This window comes from Chroococcidiopsis sp. CCNUC1 (assembly GCF_023546805.1).
GTDB classification, from domain to species: domain Bacteria; phylum Cyanobacteriota; class Cyanobacteriia; order Cyanobacteriales; family Chroococcidiopsidaceae; genus Chroococcidiopsis; species Chroococcidiopsis thermalis.
This window is the reverse complement of record NZ_CP097480.1, coordinates 2834304-2857781: the sequence shown is the minus strand read 5'-3', so window position 1 is coordinate 2857781 and position 23478 is coordinate 2834304. Positions and strand designations below refer to the sequence as shown.

General features: G+C 42.5%; 22 protein-coding genes. 14 read left to right on the top strand and 8 right to left on the bottom strand.

The features are described 5' to 3' along the window. Positions 1–38: 38 nt before the first annotated feature. The gene (locus M5J74_RS13390) at positions 39–1004 is read right to left on the bottom strand and encodes a response regulator transcription factor (RefSeq protein WP_015154586.1); all 966 of its coding nucleotides are present in this window, start codon (positions 1002–1004) and stop codon (positions 39–41) included. A 117-nt stretch (positions 1005–1121) separates the two neighbouring features. Further along, a complete protein-coding gene (locus tag M5J74_RS13385) occupies positions 1122–1304 on the bottom strand; it encodes a hypothetical protein (protein WP_127022530.1) in 183 nt (60 codons plus the stop codon). A gap of 107 nt (positions 1305–1411) precedes the next feature. Here M5J74_RS13385 and M5J74_RS13380 point away from each other — a divergent pair, with 107 nt between their 5' ends. From M5J74_RS13380 to M5J74_RS13370, 3 genes are all read left to right on the top strand, one after another. Next, complete coding sequence (locus tag M5J74_RS13380) at positions 1412–2413, top strand: AraC family transcriptional regulator (protein ID WP_250016949.1); 1002 nt, start codon at positions 1412–1414, stop codon at positions 2411–2413. Between the two features lie 150 nt (positions 2414–2563). After that, complete coding sequence (locus tag M5J74_RS13375) at positions 2564–5263, top strand: TonB-dependent siderophore receptor (protein ID WP_250016947.1); 2700 nt, start codon at positions 2564–2566, stop codon at positions 5261–5263. Positions 5264–5377: 114 nt separating this feature from the next. Continuing rightward, on the top strand, positions 5378–6301 hold the full coding sequence (locus M5J74_RS13370; protein ID WP_250016946.1) for an iron-siderophore ABC transporter substrate-binding protein: 924 nt from the start codon (positions 5378–5380) through the stop codon (positions 6299–6301). 127 nt (positions 6302–6428) lie between these two features. Here the strand turns inward: M5J74_RS13370 and M5J74_RS13365 are convergent, their stop codons facing one another. Then, entirely contained in the window at positions 6429–6863 is a 435-nt protein-coding gene (locus M5J74_RS13365) for a PIN domain-containing protein (RefSeq protein ID WP_250016945.1), read from the bottom strand. After that, a complete protein-coding gene (locus M5J74_RS13360) occupies positions 6860–7159 on the bottom strand; it encodes a hypothetical protein (RefSeq protein WP_041462455.1) in 300 nt (99 codons plus the stop codon). The genes M5J74_RS13365 and M5J74_RS13360 overlap by 4 nt, the downstream gene beginning before the upstream one ends. Here M5J74_RS13360 and M5J74_RS32700 point away from each other — a divergent pair. The 3 genes from M5J74_RS32700 to M5J74_RS13350 all read left to right on the top strand — a co-directional run bounded on the left by M5J74_RS32700 (position 7158) and on the right by M5J74_RS13350 (position 8115). After that, complete coding sequence (locus M5J74_RS32700) at positions 7158–7280, top strand: hypothetical protein (protein WP_015154579.1); 123 nt, start codon at positions 7158–7160, stop codon at positions 7278–7280. The genes M5J74_RS13360 and M5J74_RS32700 overlap by 2 nt on opposite strands. A gap of 170 nt (positions 7281–7450) precedes the next feature. Further along, the gene (locus M5J74_RS13355) at positions 7451–7753 is read left to right on the top strand and encodes a DUF433 domain-containing protein (RefSeq protein ID WP_015154578.1); all 303 of its coding nucleotides are present in this window, start codon (positions 7451–7453) and stop codon (positions 7751–7753) included. A 2-nt stretch (positions 7754–7755) separates the two neighbouring features. Next, positions 7756–8115: a DUF5615 family PIN-like protein gene (locus M5J74_RS13350; protein ID WP_015154577.1), complete on the top strand. Its 360-nt coding sequence runs from the start codon at positions 7756–7758 to the stop codon at positions 8113–8115. Positions 8116–8256: 141 nt separating this feature from the next. Here the strand turns inward: M5J74_RS13350 and M5J74_RS13345 are convergent, their stop codons facing one another. Continuing rightward, on the bottom strand, positions 8257–8559 hold the full coding sequence (locus tag M5J74_RS13345) for a XisI protein (protein WP_250016944.1): 303 nt from the start codon (positions 8557–8559) through the stop codon (positions 8257–8259). Positions 8560–8589: 30 nt separating this feature from the next. On the opposite strand from M5J74_RS13345, the gene M5J74_RS13340 reads away from it, so the two are divergent. The 6 genes from M5J74_RS13340 to cobO all read left to right on the top strand — a co-directional run bounded on the left by M5J74_RS13340 (position 8590) and on the right by cobO (position 20457). Then, complete coding sequence (locus M5J74_RS13340) at positions 8590–10377, top strand: ABC transporter ATP-binding protein (protein WP_250016943.1); 1788 nt, start codon at positions 8590–8592, stop codon at positions 10375–10377. Positions 10378–10589: 212 nt separating this feature from the next. Further along, positions 10590–11639 carry a glutathione S-transferase family protein gene (locus tag M5J74_RS13335; RefSeq protein WP_250016942.1) on the top strand — a complete coding sequence of 350 codons (1050 nt, stop codon included), beginning with the start codon at positions 10590–10592 and terminating at the stop codon, positions 11637–11639. A gap of 2 nt (positions 11640–11641) precedes the next feature. Beyond that, positions 11642–12559 carry a histone deacetylase gene (locus tag M5J74_RS13330; protein ID WP_015154573.1) on the top strand — a complete coding sequence of 306 codons (918 nt, stop codon included), beginning with the start codon at positions 11642–11644 and terminating at the stop codon, positions 12557–12559. Positions 12560–12642: 83 nt separating this feature from the next. Continuing rightward, positions 12643–17703: a DEAD/DEAH box helicase family protein gene (locus M5J74_RS13325; protein ID WP_250016941.1), complete on the top strand. Its 5061-nt coding sequence runs from the start codon at positions 12643–12645 to the stop codon at positions 17701–17703. Beyond that, positions 17684–19624 (top strand): hypothetical protein, encoded by a 1941-nt coding sequence (locus M5J74_RS13320; RefSeq protein WP_250016939.1) that lies wholly within the window; start codon positions 17684–17686, stop codon positions 19622–19624. Before M5J74_RS13325 ends, M5J74_RS13320 begins: the two co-directional genes overlap by 20 nt. A gap of 161 nt (positions 19625–19785) precedes the next feature. Next, positions 19786–20457 (top strand): cob(I)yrinic acid a,c-diamide adenosyltransferase, encoded by a 672-nt coding sequence (gene cobO / locus M5J74_RS13315; RefSeq protein WP_106167073.1) that lies wholly within the window; start codon positions 19786–19788, stop codon positions 20455–20457. A gap of 72 nt (positions 20458–20529) precedes the next feature. On the opposite strand, the gene M5J74_RS13310 is transcribed toward cobO, so the two are convergent. Beyond that, positions 20530–20691 (bottom strand): YqaE/Pmp3 family membrane protein, encoded by a 162-nt coding sequence (locus M5J74_RS13310; RefSeq protein WP_015154571.1) that lies wholly within the window; start codon positions 20689–20691, stop codon positions 20530–20532. Positions 20692–20861: 170 nt separating this feature from the next. Beyond that, positions 20862–21221 carry a translation initiation factor gene (locus M5J74_RS13305; RefSeq protein ID WP_015154570.1) on the bottom strand — a complete coding sequence of 120 codons (360 nt, stop codon included), beginning with the start codon at positions 21219–21221 and terminating at the stop codon, positions 20862–20864. Between the two features lie 239 nt (positions 21222–21460). Between M5J74_RS13305 and M5J74_RS13300 the strand changes: the two genes are divergently transcribed. Together M5J74_RS13300 and M5J74_RS13295 are read left to right on the top strand one after the other, a co-directional pair. Continuing rightward, positions 21461–22297: a peptidoglycan recognition family protein gene (locus M5J74_RS13300; protein WP_250016938.1), complete on the top strand. Its 837-nt coding sequence runs from the start codon at positions 21461–21463 to the stop codon at positions 22295–22297. Between the two features lie 107 nt (positions 22298–22404). Next, entirely contained in the window at positions 22405–22695 is a 291-nt protein-coding gene (locus M5J74_RS13295) for a hypothetical protein (RefSeq protein WP_015154568.1), read from the top strand. A 56-nt stretch (positions 22696–22751) separates the two neighbouring features. On the opposite strand, the gene M5J74_RS13290 is transcribed toward M5J74_RS13295, so the two are convergent. Beyond that, positions 22752–23378 carry a ribonuclease H-like domain-containing protein gene (locus tag M5J74_RS13290; protein ID WP_015154567.1) on the bottom strand — a complete coding sequence of 209 codons (627 nt, stop codon included), beginning with the start codon at positions 23376–23378 and terminating at the stop codon, positions 22752–22754. Between the last annotated feature and the right edge of the window lie 100 nt (positions 23379–23478).

Below are 23478 nucleotides of genomic sequence, written 5' to 3'. Positions count from 1 at the left end.
TCGCAGACGGATTTTTTCGATCCCTAAACGGATTATTGTCACTGCTTCGATAAGTAAGTCTTGGGATTAACGCCAAACCTGCGCTTAAAAGCTGTGGCAAAATGCCCTCGGTTAGCATAACCTACTGTCCGCATGACTTCGCCAACGCTCATCTGCCCCGTTTCTAATAATTGGCGCGATCGCTCCAGTCGATAAGTATGTAAATAACCAAATACAGTAGTACCAAAAACTTGTCGAAAGCCGAGCTTGAGCTTGTAGTCATTCAGCCCTACCTGTCTTGCTAACTCCATTAAAGACGGTGGGCGATCGCATTTGCAGATTAAAATTTCCCTGGCTTGGTGAATGCGATCGATATCGTTGCCTTTAAGAACCTGAGAGCGATCGCACTTTTGCGGTGTCGCTAATTGTTCTAATTGTAGTGCTATCAGTTCCAGACACTTACTTTCAAGATAGATTTGTCTGGTTAATCCCTGATAAGGGCAGTGCAAAATCTGTTCTAGAGGTAGTTGCATGGTAGTTGCAATCGTGCCAATTTCTTCGTAGGTTTCATGAGTGACACCCTCAATGAGTTGTTTCAATTGCGTAGGGAGTTGTTGGCGATCGCTGGTTATAAAACTTATCAACTGGCTGGGAGATTCGAGGTGAATATCGACTTTGACAATTTTTTCTCCTGCTAGAGCTTCCCATGTTCCGCCAGTCCCCCAACCCCAAGCAAGAAAGTTTTGCCCACCGCGCATACCATGACGCGCACCCGAAATTTGAAACCCAAATTCACATTCAGCAGTGCTAGAGGGCTGAAATTGGACGCTCAAATCGTCATGCAAGTTATAGTTGTGAATTTCTAGCAGTATACCCCGCAGCTGAATCACCCGTTTATACCCAATACCCAACTGATGCGGAAACTTCCAGATCGTGTCAGCAGGATCGGTGTGCGGAGAAATATTGCTACACAGCATCTCCTGCCACAGTTGTTGATAATCCTGGTCTGACAAGGCGATTGTCATAAATCTTAAGTTGAGTATCTCTATGTGACTGGAAGCACTTATGTAGCGAAAAGATACCAAGTCGATCGCCCCAAGCAACGCTCCCAGATAAAATAGTATCAGGCGATCGCGATAGAATTATTGAAATTTACTATCATTGCTTAAGTGTAGAGCATCGCTAGCTACGATCGTCATTCTGACAATGGAACAGGAGTCAGAAATTGCGATCGCTAGCACTCCTGTTTTTCCTTTGCCTTCTGAGTCTTTGGCTGCGACTGGTTGACTATGGAGGAGCGATCGCGTTTTATTTGTGTGTTGCATTCTTGTTTCAGATTGGTATGAGGCGTTTTGGGTTTCGGGGCGATCGTGGTACACTATTGCAAATTATTATCACTCAAGTTAATTTGCGATCTTGATGTAGCGCCAGCATGACCCTGATTTTCACCCAATCCGACTGGGATGGACTGCACGAGCAGGCTCCTGTTACTTGTCCTGACAATATAATTTTGGATGAGTTTGAGGAAATAACGGGAGTGCCAGACTACCTGGGACAGGGCTACGGTTGGGGAACAGAATTGTTGCCTGGCGTGTGGTTAAATTTCGAGGATATTGAATATCGCCAAGATTTAGGGGTGAAGGTATCCGCTCACAAGCATCCGATTCAGATGACAATTTTTCTGTCAGGTTTTCTAGACTGTAATATCCATCCCACATTCGACTGTACTCGCAGCTATTTGTCGGGAAGTGGGATTTCGCCTGCATATCTGGAACAATATCGAGATCCACAGCATTTAACCTTTGTCAATATCGAGATTGAGCCAGACGTGATGGAATCGTTTTTCCTCAACGATCGCCAGCGGCAGTCCGATCTGGTGAAGCAATTGTTCAAAGGGGAAGATTGGAAGGTGTCGTTTTATCCTAGAGTCACCCCAGCAATGCGATCGCTAGCTCTCCAAATGTGGAATGCGCCTTATCGGGGTGCGGCAAAACGGATGTATCTTCAAGGCAAGGTGTTTGAACTGTTGGCAATGTACCTTGACCTAATTGCAGAAGATGCAACACGGAATCAATCTGCACCGAGTTTGAAACCAGAGACGATCGCACGGTTGCACTATGCAAGGGAGATTTTGACGACACAATTTGCTCAGCCTCTTTCGTTGCCCCAGTTAGCACAGCAGGTCGGGTTAACCCATCGTTCTCTGCAACGTGGGTTCCAAACTTTATTTAGCATGACAGTGATGGACTATTTGCAGCAGCGACGACTGGAGCAGGCAAAACAGTTATTGCGTCAGGGCGATCGCACGGTGGCTGAGGTGGCGATGCGAGTTGGTTACGGGCATTTGGGGAATTTTGCCAGCGCGTTTAAGCGGCGGTTCGGGATTACACCGAGCCAATGTCTGGCGGGAAAACGGGCGATTAAAGCAGACTGAGGATCGCGATCGCGCTTCGATTGTCGTTTTTTCGATCGCCGCTGTCGCTTTTTTGATAGACAAGGCGAGAGCAACTTCTCTACACTACTTTTCACAACTTATTAAAAGTGATTTGCAATAGAGCATTTCAGTAGGTGGAAGGAGTTGGCGATGAGCCTAGGGCGGTTGTCGGTGCGGTTATGGTTGGCAATTGTGGTAGTAGGTGGTGCGATCGCGCTTTTGCTTGGTACTCCTGCGAAAGGCGAGGAAGTAGGAGATATTCGAGAAGCTAACAAAAATCTTCCCCAACTGAGCGAAATCGAGAGTCTCGCGACCAGCGCTCAAACACTCGTACAAACACCGAGCGACCCCTCTTCTGTTGCCCCTGACCAAGGGAACCCCTCTTCCGTCCCCCCTTACCAAGGGGGGAAACAGGGGGGTGTTGTATCAATTACAGGAGTGGTAGCGAATCCTACCGACAAAGGTGTAGAGATAATTCTACAAACCACTCAAGGAAAAGCACTCCAGCCTGTAACTCTGGTTTTAGGCAAAACCTATATTGCAAATATTCCTAATGCCGTGCTAGCACTTCCCCAAGGGGGATTTCGTCAAGATAATCCCGCCAGTGGCATTACTCTTGTGAGAATGACTCAGGCTACTACCAACAGTATACGAGTCGCTGTGACAGGGGAAGCCGCTTTGCCACAAGTGCAGTTGTATGACGCTCCAAATGAAGGATTAATTTTTAGCTTTACACCAGGTACATCTGCCGCCCAGACTCCGCCAGCGCCAGAGGGTGAAACCCAGCCAGAAAAACCATTGGTTGACGAGCAGGAAATTGTGGTGACGGATGAGCAAGATGGGTATAATGTGCCTAATGCTTCTACGGCAACGCGGACAGATACACCGTTGCGGGATATTCCCCAGTCGATTCAGGTCGTGCCGCAACAAGTTATTGAAGACCGCAATGTGAGAACTGTAACTGAGGCACTGGAAACCGTCAGCGGTGTAACTCCTGGAAGCAGAAGCTATGGTGGTGCGCCGATTACAAACAAAATTATCAGAGGATTTGACCAAGCGGGAACGGGCGTTGTAAATTTTCGAGATGGCTTTCCAGACGGTGATTTCTATGTCCTGTCACCCATTGAGACGGTCGAGCGAGTGGAAGTCCTCAAAGGACCTGCTTCAGTCTTGTTTGGTGCTGGGGAGCCAGGTGGTATTGTTAACACGGTGACTAAAAAACCCCTGAGTGACCCCTACTACAAGCTCGCGTTTGAGGCAGGAAATTATGGATTTTATCAACCCAGCATCGATTTATCAGGACCCTTGAATAATAACAAAACGGCACTGTATCGATTTATCACCAGCTATCAAGGTTCAAGTGATTTTCAAGATTTTGCCAATAGAGGACTGACGACGATCGCGCCTTCCCTTACCTTCAAGATCGGCGAAAAGACAAATCTGAATCTTTACTATGAGTACACTCGTCTTTCTGGCTACCCTGCTTCTGGTCTCGGTAATGCTGTATTTCTAAGCGATGGCAGCTTAACACCTAGAGACTTTGCCACCTACTATCCGAGCTTAAGCCAGGTCGATACCACTTCTCAAAGGTTTGGATACATCCTAAATCACAAATTTAACGATAACTGGCAGATTCGGAATAATGTTGCCATAAATATTACTCGTTTTGGAGAGGATGTAGCTTCTGGTACAACACTAATAGACGACCGCTTTTTGGATGAGTTCAATGTTTCCACAGCTGTCTTTGAGAGAAACAACTATTTCGGACAGATTGACTTGCTTGGCAAGTTTATAACTGGATCGATTTTACATCAGGTCTTAGCGGGTTTTGATTTTAATCGCTTTAGCAATGTTGGCGATCGCATCAGTGCCGATACACCTCTGCCTCCTCTAGATATCCGCAATCCAAATTACGATATCCCAAAACCAACATATTCGACACGTCTGACATTCTCTGATTTCGATCTTGTCAGGAGATCCTACGGCGTTTATCTCCAGGATCAGATCGCTTTGGGCGATCGTTTGAAATTCCTAATCGGCGGTCGCTATGATTGGGCTTCAACTGACTTTGAAGCAGATACCGATACAGGGGGAGAAGTAATTCGCTTTCCAACAAGGAATGATGGTGCTTTCAGCCCGCGTGTCGGCTTGGTCTATCAGCCCAGCGAAGAAGTTTCTCTCTATGCCAGCTACACTCGCTCTTTTGCCCCTCTCTCTGGATTCGACAACACAAGTGTAGATGAAGATGTCACCTTTGAACCGTCGAGAGGCACTCAGTATGAAGTCGGTGTTAAAGCTGACTTTCTCGATGGTAGGCTTTCAGCAACTTTGGCAGCCTATCATCTCACTAGGACTAATGTTCTTACACCCGATCCAGATGACCCTGATTTTTCTATTCAGACTGGGGAACAGCGTAGTCAAGGCATCGAGCTAGACCTTACGGGTGAGATTTTGCCTGGTTGGAATGTAACTGCTGCCTATGCTTACACGGATGCAGAAGTCACTGAAGATAACGCCACTCCGGTCGGCAATCGATTACCAAACGTGCCAGAAAATCAAGCTAGCCTCTGGACAACCTATGAGATTCAAACAGGGGATTTAGAAGGTTTAGGCTTTGGTCTGGGGTTGTTTTATGTCGGTGCGCGACAAGGAGATTTGGATAACTCGTTTGAAATGGGGGATTATTTTCGTACTGATGCAGCCCTTTACTACCGGAGAGGTCGTTTTAATGCGGCGATTAATATGCGTAACATATTTGATATAGACGCTGCTGCATTTGCCTATAGCCCCACAAACGTTGAAAGAACCGAACCGTTTACGATCGTTGGTTCCATCAGTTGGGAGTTTTAACTGGCTTTGCAGTTAATCATTGATTGATTTTTTTTAAAATCAACACAAAGTATGATGAAAAACTCAATGTATTGTTTGGTAAAGCCATTTCTCCTAATCGCTTTATCCTTTCTTGTGACTACAGCTTGCTATAGTCCAGTTATCCAGAAGTATAATATTCCAATAACTAGTTCTCCTGGCTGTCGAATCGTTCAACATAGGCTAGGAGAAACCTGTATTCCAGTAAAACCGAAACGCATAATCGCATTAGACCCTAGATATCTAGTCGATCCTGTACTGGCTCTTGGGATTCAACCGATTGGAATGGCAACCTCTATCGTTCGAGGAAAAGAATCACTCGATGGATTAACCCCAGATGATACTAAATCGATCCTAAATGTTGGAGATGCGTTCAATCCTTCCTTAGAAAAGATTCTCAAACTTAAACCAGATTTAATTTTAGCAATGGATTTTGCCCATAAAAACATTTACAAAAAGCTATCAGAGATTGCGCCCACAGTTTTAGTTAATTATGAAGAAAACACTTCTTTTAAAAAGAATTTACTTTACCTCGCTCAACTTCTTGATAAAGAAGTAGAAGCAAATGAATTACTTTTACAATATCAAACTCGGATTAAAAAATTAAGAAAACAATTGAGTTGCAAGCCACAAGAAATAGAAGTCACTGTACTTATATACTACCAAGGTGCATTTGTAATTACAAAGTCCGCACATACTTCTCATGAGATTTTTTCTGACATCGGCTTAACGAATAAGATTAATTTAAATAGCAATGAAGTAATTAGTGTTGAAATCCTGAATCAATACGATGCTGATATCTTATTTATCATGGATTATGATGGCAAGTCAAAACCACTCTTTTTGAAACACCCATTAATAGCCTCTCTCAATGCCGTTAAAAATAATCGAGCTTACTTCGTCGATGCAATTAAGTGGAGCGCCAACGGACCTTTAGGAGTAAACAGAATGTTAGATGATATTTTTAAGTACCTCCCACAAAAATCATATGCAGCACCTCACCAATTTAGGGTAAAGTAACTCAACACCTCATAAATACATAGCTAAACCCACCATCTTTATCCGAAAATCTAGCGATCGCTTTTGGTTTTCATGACACTTCTAATAAATTTACTGAGTCATCAGGAGAGGCGATCGCTGACATCCTTCACTCAGGCATCTGTACTCGAACCGTAATCTCGTCTCCCAGGCGTGTAAAATCTTTAGGATTTAATATCAAAATGCAATCGGCTTCAACCTTTAAAGCAGCCTGAGCAATGACTGCATCAAAAATACCCCCACCTCCGAGCTTTTGCGTCGTCATCAACGCAATTGCCTTCTGATACTCTTGCGTCAATAACGGCACAGGCTCTAGATATTCTAAAAGGTCTGCGATCGCTACCTCTGCTTCAGCAGGCAACACTCTTAAGGGTTGAGGCAAACGAGTAATTACAGCATAAATTTCCGCCAAACTATGAGTTGAAATGTAACCCTTTACCTCTCCCCGTCGCGCTAGTTCAAGTTTAGGAAAAGCTAAATTGTGACTGGTATGTTCGACCAACAAAGCTGCAATTAACACAGATGTATCATACAAAATTTTCATGTATCAGCTTGCTCAATCTGATTCTGAAACCGCTCCTCTCTTACTTCATTAATGAATGCATTGATGTCAAACCCATGCAAATGTCCAGTTTCAATGACTAAAACCCCTTGCTTGCGATGCAACCGACTAGGCGCTTCCTCCACTGTTGCCATCTCTGGTTCTCGTGGTGCTGACCTTGCTGCTTCAGGCGATCGCTGCCGCTGCAATACCTTTAACAATTCTAAAAGTACCCCAACCAGATCGTCGGGCAATCGCTCAATTGCTTGAATCAGTTCCTCTTTTGGAGTCATTCTCATGCTATCTACTCACGACTCGCAGACTTGCTATTCTCATTTTATAGTTTTGGAAGATACTAGCAGCGATGCAGATAAATTAGCGGGCGATCGCCTCTACAACTACCTCGTCAACACACCCTAAATCTATGTTCAAACACCCATATTCAGTTATAAAACTTGCGATCGCACTTCATTTTTTATGGGCGATCGAGTTGTTGAAGCGGTGGGGGAGTGAGAGCCGAGGGCGATCGCTAGCATTGCAGCTCTTACCTTTAGAATAGTCATAATCTTTACCCATAAAAATAACGGCAAATGACAACAACCACAGTAGATATTGGCACTTTGATCGACCGCACCCCAGGACTCCACGGCGGTGTCCCGCACATTTCAGGTAAAGGCGTAACGGTTCGACGCATAGTTTCCTGGTACAAGCGGGGGCTAGCGGCTGAGGAAATTGGCGATCGCATCGGAAATATTACGCTTGCCGAAGTTTACGCCGCTCTTGCCTATTACCACGCTAATGTTGCCGAAATCGAAGCTGATATTGCTCATCAAGCAGCAGAAGACCAACGCCTTGAAAAGTTAGATCGATCTTCTACAAGATCGATGGCATAGGCATGATTCGCCTCTATCTCGACGAAGATTCTCAAGATCGCTCGCTCCTAAGAGCGTTGCGTGCCCGTAACATTGATGCGATCGCAGTCCAAGAACCTCAAACCGAAGGCTTAATTGATGTTGAACAGTTACGTTTAGCAACTAAGCAACGGCGAGTTCTCTACAGTCATAACATTGGAGATTTTTACCAGCTCCATACTGAATTCATTGCAAGTGGAGAAAAACACTCAAGAATCGCCCTCCTTGCCCAAAATTACTCAGTCGGGGAGCAAGTTCGAGCGATTCTGGAATTCATCTCAAACAAGACAGCTGAAGAGATGGAAAGCCAACTGGAGTTTCTCAGCAAATACTTGAGAAGCTAAAAACTTTCAGTGATAACACAGGCACTCAATACTCTAAAAGGTCTGCGATCGCTACCTTGATGCAGATAAATCAGTAGGCGATCGCCTCTACAACTAACTCGTCAATATTCACTAAATTCTACCTAAATACACTTTACTATTTCACTTATAACCCACTGCATAATCACTCATTTCTCGCATAAAAGGAGGATAAAACCCCAGCACGATATCTTGCTTCGGCACGCCCAAGCTCACTAAATCGGCAGCAATATCATGCTCTGTTGAGTTGTAAAAAATCCAGATCTTCCCATTCCGAATATCGAGATGCATTACGCAATGATGTACCCACCGATTATGATGCCAACCCAAATGCACAATCTGATAATGATTTCGCTGCGTATCAAAGATAGTTTCAACCTCAATATCACCGTAAGCAGGCTTATTTTTGGCATAGCTCTCATTCATCAATCAAACTTGATTCTTTCATCCTAAATAATGGCAAGCTCTACTCACCCTTTACTGCGTCTACTAAGTTATGCCAAACCCTATCGAACTCAAATAGGGAGTGCGATCGCCTGCTCGATTCTTCGCACTTTGTTCGATCTTGCCCCTGCCTATTTAATTGGCGTTGCCGTTGATGTGGTTGTCGAGCGCCAAACTTCGTTCATTGCTCGCTTTGGCATTCCAGATGTCGCGACTCAATTGCTGCTGCTGTCGCTGCTGACAATTGCTACTTGGGGCTTAGAATCGCTGACTCAATACGGAGCCGACAAGTTGTGGCGCAACTTAGCTCAAACCGTGCAACACGAACTGCGAACCGATGCCTACAGCCATTTGCAACAGCTAGAACTGGGTTACTTTGAAGATCGCAGTACCGGAATGCTGCTATCGGTCTTAAACGACGACATCAACCAGCTAGAACGCTTTCTTAACTTTGGCGCTCAAGATCTGCTGAGCTTTTTCACGCGGGTATTTGCTGTAGGCAGCAGTTTTGTCATTCTGACTCCTGGGATCTTCTGGCTTGCCATGCTGCCCATTCCATTAATTTTGTGGGGGACGTTTGCTTTTCAGTCGCGTTTGGCTGACCGTTACGACGCAGTACGCGATCGCGCTGCCATCATTAGCGATCGCCTAGCTAACAATCTATCGGGCATCGCAACAATCAAAAGCTTCACTGCTGAAGATTACGAACGCAGTCGAGTTTACCAAGAAAGCGATGCCTACCGCAAAAGTAACACGAGGGCGATCGCCCTTTCTGCTGCCTTTGTGCCGCTAATTCGATTTCTGATTTTGCTGGGTTTTGTCACCACGCTGTATCTAGGTGGTATGGAAGTATTGGGCGATCGCCTCAGCGTTGGCACTTACGGCTTTATGGTGTTCATCGTTCAAGATCTGCTATGGCCCTTTACCGAATTGAGCGAAATTCTGGACGAATATCAACGGGCAATGGCATCGATTCGGCGAGTCATGGGATTGATGCAGACACCAATTACAATGGCGGCTGGAACGCGATCTTTGCCGATGCAGCAGGTGCGCGGCGAAGTGCAAATCGATCGCGTGAGTTTCACCTATGACGGCTTTACTCCAGTACTCAAAAACATTTCACTGCACATTCGGGCTGGCGCAAGCATCGGTATTGTTGGCGCGACCGGATCGGGCAAAAGCACGCTAGCCAAGCTGCTACGCTTTTATGAGGTGCAACAAGGCAGCATTCAAATCGATGGTATTGACATTCGATCGCTTCAGTTGCGCGATTTGCGAAGTTGCATAGGTTGGGTAAGTCAAGATGTGTTTTTATTTCACGGTACGGTAGCAGATAATATTGCCTATGGTAGCTTTAGCGCTAGTCATGAAGCGATCGCTGATGCTGCCAAGTTAGCCGAAGCCCATGAATTTATTCTGGAATTACCACAAGGGTACGATACAATCGTTGGAGAACGGGGACAGAAGCTTTCTGGCGGACAAAGACAGCGAATTGCGTTAGCGAAGCTTAACGAAGTTATCGCCCGTGCCATTCTCAAAAACCCGCCAATTCTAATATTAGATGAAGCAACATCTGCGGTGGACAACGAAACCGAAGCCGCAATTCAAAAATCCTTAACCAAGATTACCCAAAATCGCACGACAATAGCCATTGCTCACCGCCTTTCCACAATTCGCCACAGCGATCGCATTTACGTCATGGACAAAGGTGAGATTGTCGAGCAGGGCAAACATGAGGAGTTACTGGCACTCGATCGCATTTATGCCAGTCTTTGGTGGGTGCAATCTGGGAGCAACTGACAATCGCTAGGTCGTTTATCTGTACAATTATTGTCAATGATTTGCAGTTATAATTAAGATAGAGTGCAGCTAGATTTAGGTTCTAGTACCGAAAGATGTGAAGGTTCATGTCCTTTTATTCGCATTTCCTTACTTTGCCAACTTTCTAAGCTTTTATAGACTGTCGATCGAGAAAGCCAAGCTGACAATAAATCGTTGATTTTTGTCTGAAAATGAGCGCTGATAACCAAAATGTAACTGCTACCAAACCCAAGCAGAAAGGGAAATCTCTACCACCCAAGTTAATTATCTGGTTGGGCAAATTTGTTTGGACGACACTTTGGCAGTTGATGATGTCGCAGCTTGCACCCCGTGGTAAATCGGGGGAATATCTTCGTCCTAGCAGTCAGTTTCGCGACTCTATTGGTATAGACAGTCCTTACCCACCAGCAACAGGACGCTACCAACTTTTCGTCGGACTTAGTTGCCCTTGGGCGCACAGAACGCTCGTGGTACGATCGCTCAAGGGTTTAGAAGATGCCATCTCAGTTGCGATCGCCACACCCGATCCAATTCAAGGCGGTTGGGTACTACCTCAGCAAGAAGAAGGCTGTCGCAGCCTAGCAGAGTTGTATCAGTTGGCGAAATCAGGATATCAAGGACGCTGTACAGTTCCCGTCTTATGGGATAAACAAACAAAGGCGATCGTCAATAATGAGAGTGCAGAAATTATTGTCATCTTAAATAATGCCTTTAACGAGTTTGCCCAGCATCCAGAGTTAGAGCTTTATCCTGAAGATTTGCGAGAAAAGATTGATTGGTGGAATGAAAAAATTTACCATGCTGTCAATAATGGGGTATACCGCTGCGGTTTGGCTCAGACACAAGCGGCATACTTAGAAGCTTACAACGAATTATTCGCAACATTAGACGAAATCGATGCAGCCTTGGCAAACAGTCGGTATCTATGTGGCGATTGCGTAACTCTAGCAGACATCCGGCTATTTACCACTCTATTTCGGTTTGATATCGCCTACTACGGCATATTTAAATGCAACCGCCGCCGCATTCAAGACTATCAACACTTAGGATCGTATCTGCGCGATTTGTATCAATTACCTGGGGTGGCTGATACTTGCGATTTAGAAAGTGTCAAGCAAGATTACTACGGCAATCTATTTCCCTTAAATCCTGGTGGGATTATTCCCGCAGGTCCAGATATGTCAAGCTTACTTGTACCGCATGGGAGAGAAAATATAGGGAAGTCAACTGCTAATAGCTAAGCATGGATTTACCCCTGGTCTACCATCCCGATTACGTCGTTCCCTTACCCGATACTCATCGCTTTCCCATGCCGAAGTTTCAGTTGCTTTACGAGTTACTGATAGCTGATGGCGTAGCGTATCCAGAACAATTTCAGATTCCCGAACGTCCGCCGCAGGCTTGGATTGAGTTGGTACACCTACCAGAATACGTCCAGGCTTATTGTACCGGGACGCTAGATGCTAAAGCACAGAGGCGCATTGGATTACCTTGGAGTCCAGCTTTAGCCAACCGTACTTGTGTTGCAGTCGGAGGAACTGTTTTAACCGCCAAGTTAGCGTTAGAGTGCGGATTAGCTTGCAATACAGCAGGAGGAACCCATCATGCTTTTCCCAGTTATGGTTCTGGTTTCTGTATTTTTAACGATTTAGCGATCGCCACTCGCGTATTACAAGAATTAAATCTCGTCCGCAAAGTTTTGATTGTAGATTTAGACGTACATCAAGGAGATGGCACTGCTTTTATTTTTCAAAATGACCCCAGCGTGTTTACGTTCTCGATGCATTGCGAAATTAATTTTCCTGGGACAAAACAGAAAAGCGATTTAGACGTGCCTTTACCCGAAGGCATGGAAGACGATGAATATTTGCAAACGCTAGCTCAATATCTACCAGATTTACTATCAAGGATTCAGCCAGATTTAGTATTATACGATGCCGGAGTCGATCCGCATATAGGCGATCGCTTGGGGAAATTAGCTTTAACGAATACTGGTTTATTTCGCCGCGACATGCAAGTTTTGAGTACCTGTGTTGCGGCTGGCTATCCTGTTGCCTGCGTCATTGGTGGCGGGTATGCAGAAGATATGACATCTCTCGTTTACCGTCATTCCCTCGTCCATCGCGCCGCTAGCGAGGTTTTTCATCAATATCGGCTTTAATGTTTCTCTAAATTAACTTGTGGGAATAATAAACTTAACTCCAATTAGTTTTTATCCCAAAATCAAGAGATTTAGGAGCATTCATGCCAATTTTCCAAGCAGATCCAACAAATTTTTTTCGTTTACTACAAATGGTTGGTGATGGTGACGAACTCAGCTTAGTGGCTGGACAATACAAAGGACCATTTCAAATTGAGCGAAAAATTAAGATTTGTGGTTCTGGAGTGAATACAGAACTTTTTGCAGTTGATGAACCTGCCATAGTAGTTAAAGTTCCTGGAGTGCGGCTAGAAAATTTAGCAATCTCCCGTTCGATAGGAGGAGATAAAGGTGAGGTTGTACTTTTGGCGGAGGCAGATACAACACCACTTTTAAAGCAAGTCAATTTGCTCGGTTCAGCAGAGAGAGTGCAGTGGGAAGGTGTTAGTTGGGATATTCCAACAATACTAGATTTTGGAGTAGTAGAAACAAATCGCCAAGTTGAGCTTTCCTGTCAGTTACAACTAGCTACATGTTGTAAGGTAACAACTAATTTTACTTGGATGAGTGTACAGCCAAAGTATTTATCTGCGGGATTGCAGTATCTAAAAGTATATCTGGATTCTACCGCTTTACTACCTGAAACAGTATTACTCGGCTCTATTTTATTGGAAGCGACTGATGAAAAACGTGAAATTGCGATCGCCGCTAAAATTATTGCTTCTCAGCCGAATAATTTGAACTCGCATCAGCATAATCCTTTAGGCGCTGAAGTGCTAATACCAAGTATCAATACCTCTCAAGATTGGGGATATAAATTTTTTGGGGAGTCAACGAACAGGTTAATTATTGATCTTGAAGGTAAAAGTGCCTTAGCAGCATATCCAGAATTTCGAGATCGTCTACGCTGTGCTGAAGATTTAATATTTAATTTATTGGGTAACAAACCAAAACTTTTTTACGTGCGTCGTCAGGAAGAAAAAAGAGAACCTAGAGAAGATAAATTAGAGCTAACAATAGCTACAGATCGAGATGATATCGAACTATCTTCATTACTTCACGAGCGTGGCAAAACCCTACGCTTAGTAGGAATTGTATCTGCTAATAGCTATAGTGGTTTTCGAGTAATTTCAGCTCGATTACTGCCAAAAGCAGAAGGACATACAAATGAATTTGCTACACCTTGGTACATTCGTTTGTTACCCAATCATCGTTATCGAATTGGAGTACCGCAATCGTCACTGGAACGTATAGCGACCTTACCAATTTACAACAGATATCTACCTACAGAAGCACAACTAGAAGTTTGGCATCAGTTTTTACAGGTTGAAGAACGAATTGCTGAAGCACGCCAATTTTGTATTCCTTTCACTAGTCAGAACTTTGGTACAGCTATAAAACGAATTACTTTTAAAGTGAATGCTACTTTAGCAACTCTTGATGGCTCTGATGAAAATTCGTTAGAGCTAGAAGACTTTTGGCAACGAGCTACAAGGGCAAAAAACGAAGACATTTATCTGTTAGAATCTGGTGACAATCACAGAGGTAGGAAAAATAGACGCTTATTGGGATGTATTGAAAAAGTCGATCCCGAACATAGCATTATTAGAGTTGAGCTAGATTCTGACACAAGTGAGTCTATTACTGAAGGATTCTATCAGCTACCAGTAACAGGCTGTTTATTTTTTGAAGCTTCTGGTGATGTTAGCCAGATCAGGCGTAAAAAAGAAGCCTTATATGACTTGCAAAAAGGGAACACTCAAAATCCATATTTAGGGGAGTTTTTCTTTGATGCTTCTAAAGCTAGACCAGCTCAAACAAGTATTAAGCTGCAACAGCAAGATTTGTTACTAAAAACTGCCAACGCCGATCAAGTAGCGGCAGTAGAAACAGTGCTTTCAGCTCCAGATATGATTTTAATTCAAGGTCCACCAGGCACAGGTAAAACAACAGTTATTGCTGAAATTTGTTATCAAGTTGCTCTGCGTGGCGGGAGGACTCTAATTGCTTCTCAAGCGAATTTGGCAGTAGATAACGCGCTCAGCCGATTGATTCACAATCCGGCAATTCGTGCCTTACGAAAGGGACGAGCTAATAGAGTTGAGGAAGAAGGTTTACCATTTTTGGAAGAGCGGGTAATTGGTACTTGGTTGCTAAATACTGCTAACGATTGTGAAAGTCGCCTAAAAACGAAGCTCGAAACTGTACAGGTGTACCGTCAACTCCTAGCAACATTAGAGCAATTTCCAGCATATTTTGTAGCAGAAGAATCATTCAGGCAAGAACAACCTCTGTTGCAGCAACACAAAGCAGAATTGGAGTCAAAGTACGAAGAACAGATTGTTACCCATCAACAAATTTTGGCTCAGCAACAAAAAACCGAAGCTTTAATTATCAAGGTAGATAATGTACTTAAGGATTTACCCTCAGTAAATTGGGAAGACGCGACATTTGTAAATCTGCTAGTAAGTTTACAACCTTATACAAGCACAAAGATTTCAGTAAATCAGTTTGAGACAAATGTGAAGGCAGCAAGTCAGATTGCTTGTCAACTAGGTCTAATTCCACCTACTAGTAATTCTTTTAGTGTAGCCGCTTGGTTGTGCGATCGCATTCCTACATACGTTGCTGAAGTTCGTCAAGCGATCGCAGTAGCCAAAAATGCAGCGAAAGCAATATCTGACAGTATCCCAGTCATTCAAGCCTATAGAGAAAATCTAACGTCTCTGACTCAACTCAAAAACACTTATCAGCAAAAATTACAAAGCCAAGCAAGCGATCGACAAGAAATAGAGAAGCTACAGAAATCTCTTTTGCGAATTGCCTCTGTCAAGCTTGAGCTTGATAGCTGGTTTTCTACAAGCTATTTTGATGTGTATCAAATTGTAGAAAAATGCGTACAAGAGCGCCGATTGCTCACTATAGATTTAATTCCTCTACCATCTCAATTACACGCTATCACTAATAAATCTGTTTCCACACTATGGCTGAAGTATCTAACTGAACTCTGTATAAAAGTGAACAATTTAGTTCATAAATATCGAGAATGGGACGCAGTTCAGAATATTTTACTTCATCTAGAGAGTTTGCTCTCTCAGATGTCACATACTCTAACTACTCAGTCGCCTACTAAAGAGGTAGTTTATCGCGCAGCCTGCGAACTTGGAATTCAAGAACACAATTCATTACAATCTCTATACTGGCTATATCAGCTAGCTCTTCTTACTCAAGAGGAAATGAAACGACCACCAGGAATTATAAGTTGGACAGGCGAAATTCTTTTTGGTCGTAGTCATTTATATTATATAGCAGCAAAATTTGAGGCAATTAGGAATCAGTTTCAAAGTATCATCCAGAAGAATAAGCCAAATACGATTGAAAATAGCTTAAGGGAAATCACTAAAGAAGTTATAAATCATATTTTTACAAATGTAGAAGAATATTTAAGTCAAAGAAGAAGTTATGTAGAGCAAAAAATTGAACATTTACAGCAAGAGATAGAACGAACTGCAAATCTACCAAGACAGATCTCTACTGCTCAAAAGCAAGTAGAAATATCTCGCAATAACACTAAAGACAACACCAGTCTAATTTTAAACTTTCTACTAGAAACTATTCATTTGTCAAAAGTGCCTAAAGAATTATGCACTTTAGCCGAACAATATCGTCACACATTAATGGAAGTTACGTCAGAGCAAGCAGCACTTTTCTCTGCTAAAGTAGGTACTTGGGTGAATTCTACAGAGCAGTTAATTCATCAGATTGAAAGTTTGCTAACACTCCTGGATTCTGTAACTATATTAACCAAATTCAAAGCCTCAATTAATCAGGAGCTTTTATCATGGCTACAAAAGGCAAAAAATTCATCCGCTCAATTAGAAGAATACTCTACAAAACTACATGAAATTCAAATTCAGATTCAACAGCAATTAGAAGAAATCGAGTCGAAGCGAGCATGGTGGCAATTGGCAGGAAGAACTGTTGCCGATCGTTTTGAGCTACAAGTAGCCAACGAGAATTTATTTGATTTTACCTTTTTAGAAAATGTAAAAGTACAGTTTGAAAGTTGGCAAGAACAGATCGAGCAAGAAGAAAATTATCTCGATCGCTATCAAAATCTGAGCCAAGATTGGATTACTAGAATTCGCCATCCTTCAGAACAAGACCGAAATGAATTAAAGCAAATTTATTTAGATAACACTAATGTCATTGGTATCACTTGCGTACAAGCAGCAAGTCGCAGTTTCTCTGACGAATTTAAAAGCTTTGATGTTGTCATTATCGATGAAGTTAGTAAATGTACACCTCCAGAATTACTAATTCCTGCTCTTAAAGGTAAAAAACTAGTTTTAATTGGGGACTATCGGCAATTACCTCCCATGTTAAATGAAAATACTATAGAAGATATTGCAGAAGCAATGAGCAGTACGCCAGGAGATCTGAGCTTTTTAGAAGAATCGCTATTTAAAAGCCAGTTTACTACTGCTGACGACAGTATCAAGCAAATGCTAACATTTCAGTATCGTATGCACCCTCAGATTATGGGTGCAATTAATCAGTTTTATGACCATCGTTTACAATGCGGTTTATTAGATCCCGATCGACAACGCGCACATAATTTATCTACCTCCAATATTCAAGTAGAACACCACATGATTTGGGTAAATACACCAACTGGTAAAGGTTTTGAGGAAAAGCAAGAAGGAACTTCATTTATTAACGAACAAGAAGTTGAAGCGATCGCTAAATTATGCGAACAGATGGATCGAGCCTGGATACATAATATTCAGCGTGGTGAGCTTAAAAAAGAGATAGGTATCATTACGTTTTATGGTAGTCAATTAAGACTGATAAACAAACGAATTGAGCCAAAAAACTTTCCTGCACTTCATATCAGAACTGGTACAGTTGACAGATTTCAAGGCATGGAAAGGCAAGTTGTTATTGTTAGTTTAGTTAGGAATAACAATATTAGAAAAGTAGGGTTTGCTAGAAAACTAGAACGAGTCAATGTTGCTTTTTCTCGCGCTCAAGAATTACTTATTATTGTAGGCAGCTCCGACTTATTTACACAACAAGCCAGTACTGTTAGTAAGATGTATTCTGAAGTTTTGAATATTGTACGCCGTCATGGAGGACTAATTGATGTTTCTCACATCCTCTAATAAACCAATAGAGCCTCAGTTGAGCGAACAGGTAGATAAGATTGAACAGCAAAGTCCTAGTTTGTCAGTTCTAGCGGCACGTCAATTTCGATACAAGGTGTATCAGACAGAGCTAGAGGTAAAGCTCAGTAAACGCCGTCAATTTAATGTTCTCGAAGAGTTTGTTCTTCGTGCCGGAATCGAACTTATACCACCTCCGGCAATAGATGAGATAGCTACTGTACTCGGTTTAGATTCTATCTTTGTACAAAATACAGTAGCAACTCTTAAAACTCTAAAAATAATAGAAAACCAGCCTGTAGATAAGATTATTTTAACTCCTCAAGGACGAGAATCTTACGCACAAGGTTCGCTGCTTCAACCAGTAGAAACTAAAATAATTTATGTAATTGCCGATCCGTTATTAGGAAATTTATTTCTTCGAGCTTCTCCTTTGGAAATGGTGCAGGTAGCGTTACCAAATTTTACAGATTTTGTCTCGCTCGATTGCAGAATACCCAATCGTCTACCTTCTTCTCTTGAAGAATTAAAACAACTTTTTCAAAATGCAAAGTTAGGAAGTAGTGAATCTGTTACTTCTGGGGAAGCGTTTGACACTCAAGAAATTTGGCAAACTATTTCAGTCTTTGCAATTTTCGATCTTCTCGAAAAGAAGTTAAAATTTCAGCTTAGACGAGGAAAGCAAACTTTAGCAGATGCTTCTAGCTGGTTAGAAACACTAGAGCTAGAAGGTAAAGTTTCGTTACACTCTCTATGCCAACTGTCAGCAGAAGTACTTACGTTAGAGTGTGAAGAAATTCTGAAACATAAAAACTGCGAGGTTGAAGACAGGATAGAAAAGATTCAGCAACAAGCAATTGACAATATCAAAGATATTAGTAACAAAGAGAAAAATTCTTTAGATGTAAACAGTGTTATTGTTTTACGCGATCGCCAGATTCGTCAGGAATTTTTAAAGACTCTAAAATCTGCTAATTCAGAAATATTTATTTATTCTCCTTGGGTAAGTGAGGCAGTTGTAGACCATGAATTCATTCACATACTTCAAGAACTAGCTGACCGTGGAGTTTGGATCTTGATTGGACATGGATACTCTCGCAAACAAGAAGATGAAGATAGACCAATACCACCAGCAGTTGAAGCAAGTCTTCTAGCAGTTAAAACACCTGAAGGATTACCTGCTGTACAAATATTTTGGCTGGGAAATTCTCATGCAAAAGAAATAGTAGTCGATCGAAAAGTTCACTTAGCTGGTTCTCATAATTGGTTATCCTATCGTGGAGATAAGCTACCACGAGGTGAAACTGTTCATAAAGTGACAATTCCGACTCTAGTTCAAGAGGCATATGAATTTCTAGCTGAACGATTTCAATCTCACGCTCAAAAGCTGTGGGAAGAAGCTTTATTAAAACGAAATTCTCAACTAGCTACTGTTCCTCTCTGTGTATGGGGTGCGCTAGAAATGTATGATGAGGCATTGATTCAAATACAGCATAACAGTTGGCTGGAAGTTTTACCTTTGTGGTTAGATGTAGAGTGTCAAAGAATCAGATCTCACAAAGATTTATCTACTCCAACAAGTCTGAAAAATGCAATTTCGCTGTTGCACCAGCTTTCACCAGAAGACTCTATTGTGAAACCTTTATGGGAGAGATGGCAGAAAATAGTAGGTGCGATCGCAGCTTATAACCGAGATGCTGCCATAAAACTCTTGAATGAAGCATGGACAGAGTTTATTCGTCTTGGCATTGTCCAGCCACTCATCGATTCACCCCAAGAGCTTCTTGTCAAGTGTAGCGCAGTAGTCCAGCAGCAACAGGCGATCGCACTTCAACACCAAAAATCTGCTACTCAAAAACTCCAAATTCGTTCGCCACAACATATTAGAAATAAAAGGAAACAAAAGCATGGAAAGTTCTGACTACCTAACTTTATCTTAGTCTAGCTGCTAGATTAGACTATGTTAGGATTCAATACTTAAGTTTATCTGCGTACTCTAGAAAAGACTGCGCCTATATGCTGGTTCATCGCGTTCAAATCAAACTATCCTAAAATTATCCCAGTCTGTTTATTGTCAACCTGATGCCAACTAACTCTCAATCCGATCGCAGCTTAGAAACCACCAGCGATGTCGCCGTCACAGAATCATCCTCGCTGACAGCAGAACAGTATCGCCAAAAAATGCAGCGCCGCCAACAGGTACAACACGATCGCGTTGCTAAAGCCTCAAAAGAAAAAGGCTTAATTATTGTCAATACGGGTAACGGTAAAGGGAAAACCACAGCAGCTCTAGGTATGGTACTGCGATCGCTCGGTCATGGCTATCGAGTGGCGATCGTGCAATTTATTAAAGGTGCTTGGGAACCTGCGGAAAAAGCTATTTTCAGTCAGTTTGGCGATCGCTTAGAATTTCATGCTATGGGAGAGGGTTTTACTTGGGAAACCCAAGATCGCGATCGCGATATCCAAAATGCTAAGGCAGCGTGGCAACAAGGATTAGCATACATCCTCAACTCAGATTTTAATCTAGTGTTATTAGATGAAATTAACGTAGCACTTAAACTTGGATATTTAGAAATAGGAGAAATCTTAACTGGATTGGAGCAAAAGCCAGTCAATAGTCATGTTATTTTAACGGGAAGAGGCGCACCCATCGCGTTAATCGAAAAAGCAGATCTTGTCACAGAAATGACTTTAGTTAAACACCCATTTCGCGAACAAGGTGTCAAAGCTCAACCAGGAATTGAATATTAGCAGTGATTAGTGGCTAGTAACTAGTGACTGGTGAGTGGAATCGAGCCACTAGCCACTCACTATTACCAATTACTACTTCTTAGAAAGAATGATCCAAACAGCATGAACAATACCAGGAACGTATCCCAGTAGCGTTAACAGAACATTAATCCAAAAATCAATTCCCAAACCCACTTGTAAAAAAACGCCTAGTGGTGGTAAAAAAATGGCACACAGCAAACGAATAATGTCCATTTCATCCTCCCATATAGTAATTGTGTAAAAGTACCTTACTGGCTGCAATAAGCACAGACAAGCTACCGTATTCCACCACTATAGGTTGACATAATGGTTAAAACTGTGACATCACCATTGAGATAGATTTGATTCTAGCGATCGTCTAAAATCCAAAATATAACATCTTCTCAGCCGCCACTAATCTTGACTTTGTAACCGATTTGAGTCAAAACTTGCAATAATTTTTGCTTGTGGTCGCCTTGAATTTCAATTTCATTTTCTTTCACCGTACCGCCAGCACCACACTGAGATTTGAGCTGTTTGAGCAATGCTGTTAGAGTTTCTGGCTTGGCTTGAAAACCAGTGATGACAGTGACAGTCTTTCCCTTACGTCCAGCGCGAGAAGATTGGACGCGCAGGTTTTGCTGAGAGGGTGGTAAGTCTGGAACAGCTCTTTCTGTAGCCGCCGAGTTGTCGCCACCAAATTCACGGTAGACGACTTTTTCTTGTTTGTTAGAATTAGACGATTTACGCTTTTCGGTTGACATAAATGCGATCGCTCTATGGGTAAAGATTTTTGTAGTGTCTGTAACTATTCCACTGTAAAACAGTCTTGATGCAGAAATAAATATCATCATCCAAAAGAGTGACATAAGCGAGCAGGGAGCGATCGAGCAGGGAGAAGAGAGCAGGGGAGCGGAGGAGCAGAGGAGAATCACAACCAATTACCCATTACCAACTACCAACTACCAATTACCCATTACCAATTACCAATATTTACACTTCAATGGAAATCAGGGTTTGGAAAACGAGAGCTTTACTAATATTTGTTCTATCTTTATGCGTTGCTGTAGCACTTGCTCTATTTCCTCAAACACCAGAGTTACAACAAATAGATGCATCTGTTTTACCTGCTGTCCCTGTATCCTACGAGGAGACAGTTGTGCCTGCGCCTGAAGCTCCACAGCAACAAAAGCCACAAAAGGTTGACAATTCTTCCCAAGAGTCACGGGTAGCTAATGCTACTACTGCTACTAGATATAAACCAAGATATCAGATTGCCTGGGCGCATCCGCTCAATTATGGCGATCGCTTCGCCACAGATATTTACGGCAAACCAGTCTACAACCAACCAATTATCGTTTTGCACGAGACTGTTTACTCCGCCGCTTCTGCAATCAATACCTTCCGAACTCCACACCAGCAAGACGATAAACAAGTTAGCTACCATACCCTAATTGGGTTAGATGGTACGGTAATATACATAGTCCCGCCAGAAAAACGAGCTTTTGGAGCAGCAAATTCTGTTTTTATAGGTAGTAATGGAGCTGAAACCGTCAAAACTCATCCCAACCTTGCATCTTCAGTCAATAACTTTGCCTACCATGTCTCGCTAGAAACTCCAGTAGACGGACGCGATCGCGATCGCCGTCACAGTGGTTATACTCAAGCTCAATATAAATCTCTCGCTTGGTTAATTGCTCAAAGTAAAGTTCCTGATGCAAGAATTACTACTCATAAAGCAGTCGATCGCTCTGGTAGTAGAAGCGATCCGCGCTCTTTCGATCGCCGGAAGTTTCTCAGTTTGTTGCACGCTTATAGAGGAATAAGTCGTAAGTCGTAAGCCAAAAGTTAAAAGTCAAAAGTTAAGAGTCAAAAGTTAAAAGTTAAAAGTCAAAACCGATCGCTACTCACTACTTACTTGCTACTAATAATTGATAACTGAAAAAAATGGCTTTAAACTCCGATGAATTCAAACATCGCCTTTTGCCTCAAGCAACAACCTTGGTTGAAAAGGCAGTAGGAACGGCTAATTCAGTCGTACTTGAAGCCCTACTTGATGCCTGCTATCTTTTAGAAAATAGCTCGAATAGCAATGCACCCATAGTCGCGATCGAGCGAGATGTCCGCACTGAAACGGGAACTTATCATCTATTCGTCCGCCGCCTCAGTACAAGCGTTCCTGCGGGTAAATTCCAAATTTTGATCGTCCGCGAACTAGCATCTGGCTTAATTCAGTGAGCAGTTATCAGTTATCAGTTCTTTTGACTTTTGACTTTTGACTTTTGACTTTTAAATTAATGCTCGAATAAATCTTTGAATTGCAACAAATCAAGCGCAACAATGGTTGGCAAAGTTTGAAAACAGGTTTGCGCGAGTTCCCAGCGTTCTTCTCGTTTGAGCATTTCTGTGAGTTTTTGCCGCAATGAGATTAAATAGCGGACATCATTAGCGGCATAGCGGAGTTGTTCTTCAGATAAATTGGCTGCATTTCCCCAGTCGGAACTTTGAGCGCTTTTATCAAGTTCTACCAGTTCTAATTCTTGGACTAATTCTTTCAAACTGTGGCGATTTGTGTATGTCCGCACTAATTTACTAGCAATTTTTGTACAAAAAATCGGTGCGACTTGAATACCGAGATGATGTTTTAGGGTGGCAAGATCGAACCGTGCAAAATGAAAAATTTTCTCGATATCTGCTTCTAATAATTGTTTTAAATTAGGTGCGTCCGTTTGTCCTTTGGCAATGCGGACAACCGCAACTCTGCCCCGATTATCGCACAACTGTACCAAACAAAGGCGATCGCGGTGGACGAGCAAACCCATTGTTTCCGTATCTACTGCAATTGCCGTAGCATCCATGAATTGAGCCAAAGCCTCATGGCTCAAGTCGCGATCGCAAATCTGAAAATCTTCCCCTACCATTGCCCTACCTAACTCGATCCTTCGTTACTAAAATACTACAAGGGAGCAGGGAGCAGGGAGCAGGGAGTAGTCAGTTTTGATTTTTAACTTTTGACTTTTG

Coding starts and splice junctions, on each gene's coding strand:
- M5J74_RS13390 (WP_015154586.1), bottom strand. CDS start 1,004: ATGACAATCGCCTTGTCAGACCAGGATTATCAACAACTGTGGCAGGAG.
- M5J74_RS13385 (WP_127022530.1), bottom strand. CDS start 1,304: ATGCAACACACAAATAAAACGCGATCGCTCCTCCATAGTCAACCAGTC.
- M5J74_RS13380 (WP_250016949.1), top strand. CDS start 1,412: ATGACCCTGATTTTCACCCAATCCGACTGGGATGGACTGCACGAGCAG.
- M5J74_RS13375 (WP_250016947.1), top strand. CDS start 2,564: ATGAGCCTAGGGCGGTTGTCGGTGCGGTTATGGTTGGCAATTGTGGTA.
- M5J74_RS13365 (WP_250016945.1), bottom strand. CDS start 6,863: ATGAAAATTTTGTATGATACATCTGTGTTAATTGCAGCTTTGTTGGTC.
- M5J74_RS32700 (WP_015154579.1), top strand. CDS start 7,158: ATGCTATCTACTCACGACTCGCAGACTTGCTATTCTCATTTTATAGTT.
- M5J74_RS13360 (WP_041462455.1), bottom strand. CDS start 7,159: ATGAGAATGACTCCAAAAGAGGAACTGATTCAAGCAATTGAGCGATTG.
- M5J74_RS13355 (WP_015154578.1), top strand. CDS start 7,451: ATGACAACAACCACAGTAGATATTGGCACTTTGATCGACCGCACCCCA.
- M5J74_RS13350 (WP_015154577.1), top strand. CDS start 7,756: ATGATTCGCCTCTATCTCGACGAAGATTCTCAAGATCGCTCGCTCCTA.
- M5J74_RS13345 (WP_250016944.1), bottom strand. CDS start 8,559: ATGAATGAGAGCTATGCCAAAAATAAGCCTGCTTACGGTGATATTGAG.
- M5J74_RS13340 (WP_250016943.1), top strand. CDS start 8,590: ATGGCAAGCTCTACTCACCCTTTACTGCGTCTACTAAGTTATGCCAAA.
- M5J74_RS13335 (WP_250016942.1), top strand. CDS start 10,590: ATGAGCGCTGATAACCAAAATGTAACTGCTACCAAACCCAAGCAGAAA.
- M5J74_RS13330 (WP_015154573.1), top strand. CDS start 11,642: ATGGATTTACCCCTGGTCTACCATCCCGATTACGTCGTTCCCTTACCC.
- M5J74_RS13325 (WP_250016941.1), top strand. CDS start 12,643: ATGCCAATTTTCCAAGCAGATCCAACAAATTTTTTTCGTTTACTACAA.
- M5J74_RS13320 (WP_250016939.1), top strand. CDS start 17,684: ATGTTTCTCACATCCTCTAATAAACCAATAGAGCCTCAGTTGAGCGAA.
- cobO (WP_106167073.1), top strand. CDS start 19,786: ATGCCAACTAACTCTCAATCCGATCGCAGCTTAGAAACCACCAGCGAT.
- M5J74_RS13310 (WP_015154571.1), bottom strand. CDS start 20,691: ATGGACATTATTCGTTTGCTGTGTGCCATTTTTTTACCACCACTAGGC.
- M5J74_RS13305 (WP_015154570.1), bottom strand. CDS start 21,221: ATGTCAACCGAAAAGCGTAAATCGTCTAATTCTAACAAACAAGAAAAA.
- M5J74_RS13300 (WP_250016938.1), top strand. CDS start 21,461: ATGGAAATCAGGGTTTGGAAAACGAGAGCTTTACTAATATTTGTTCTA.
- M5J74_RS13295 (WP_015154568.1), top strand. CDS start 22,405: ATGGCTTTAAACTCCGATGAATTCAAACATCGCCTTTTGCCTCAAGCA.
- M5J74_RS13290 (WP_015154567.1), bottom strand. CDS start 23,378: ATGGTAGGGGAAGATTTTCAGATTTGCGATCGCGACTTGAGCCATGAG.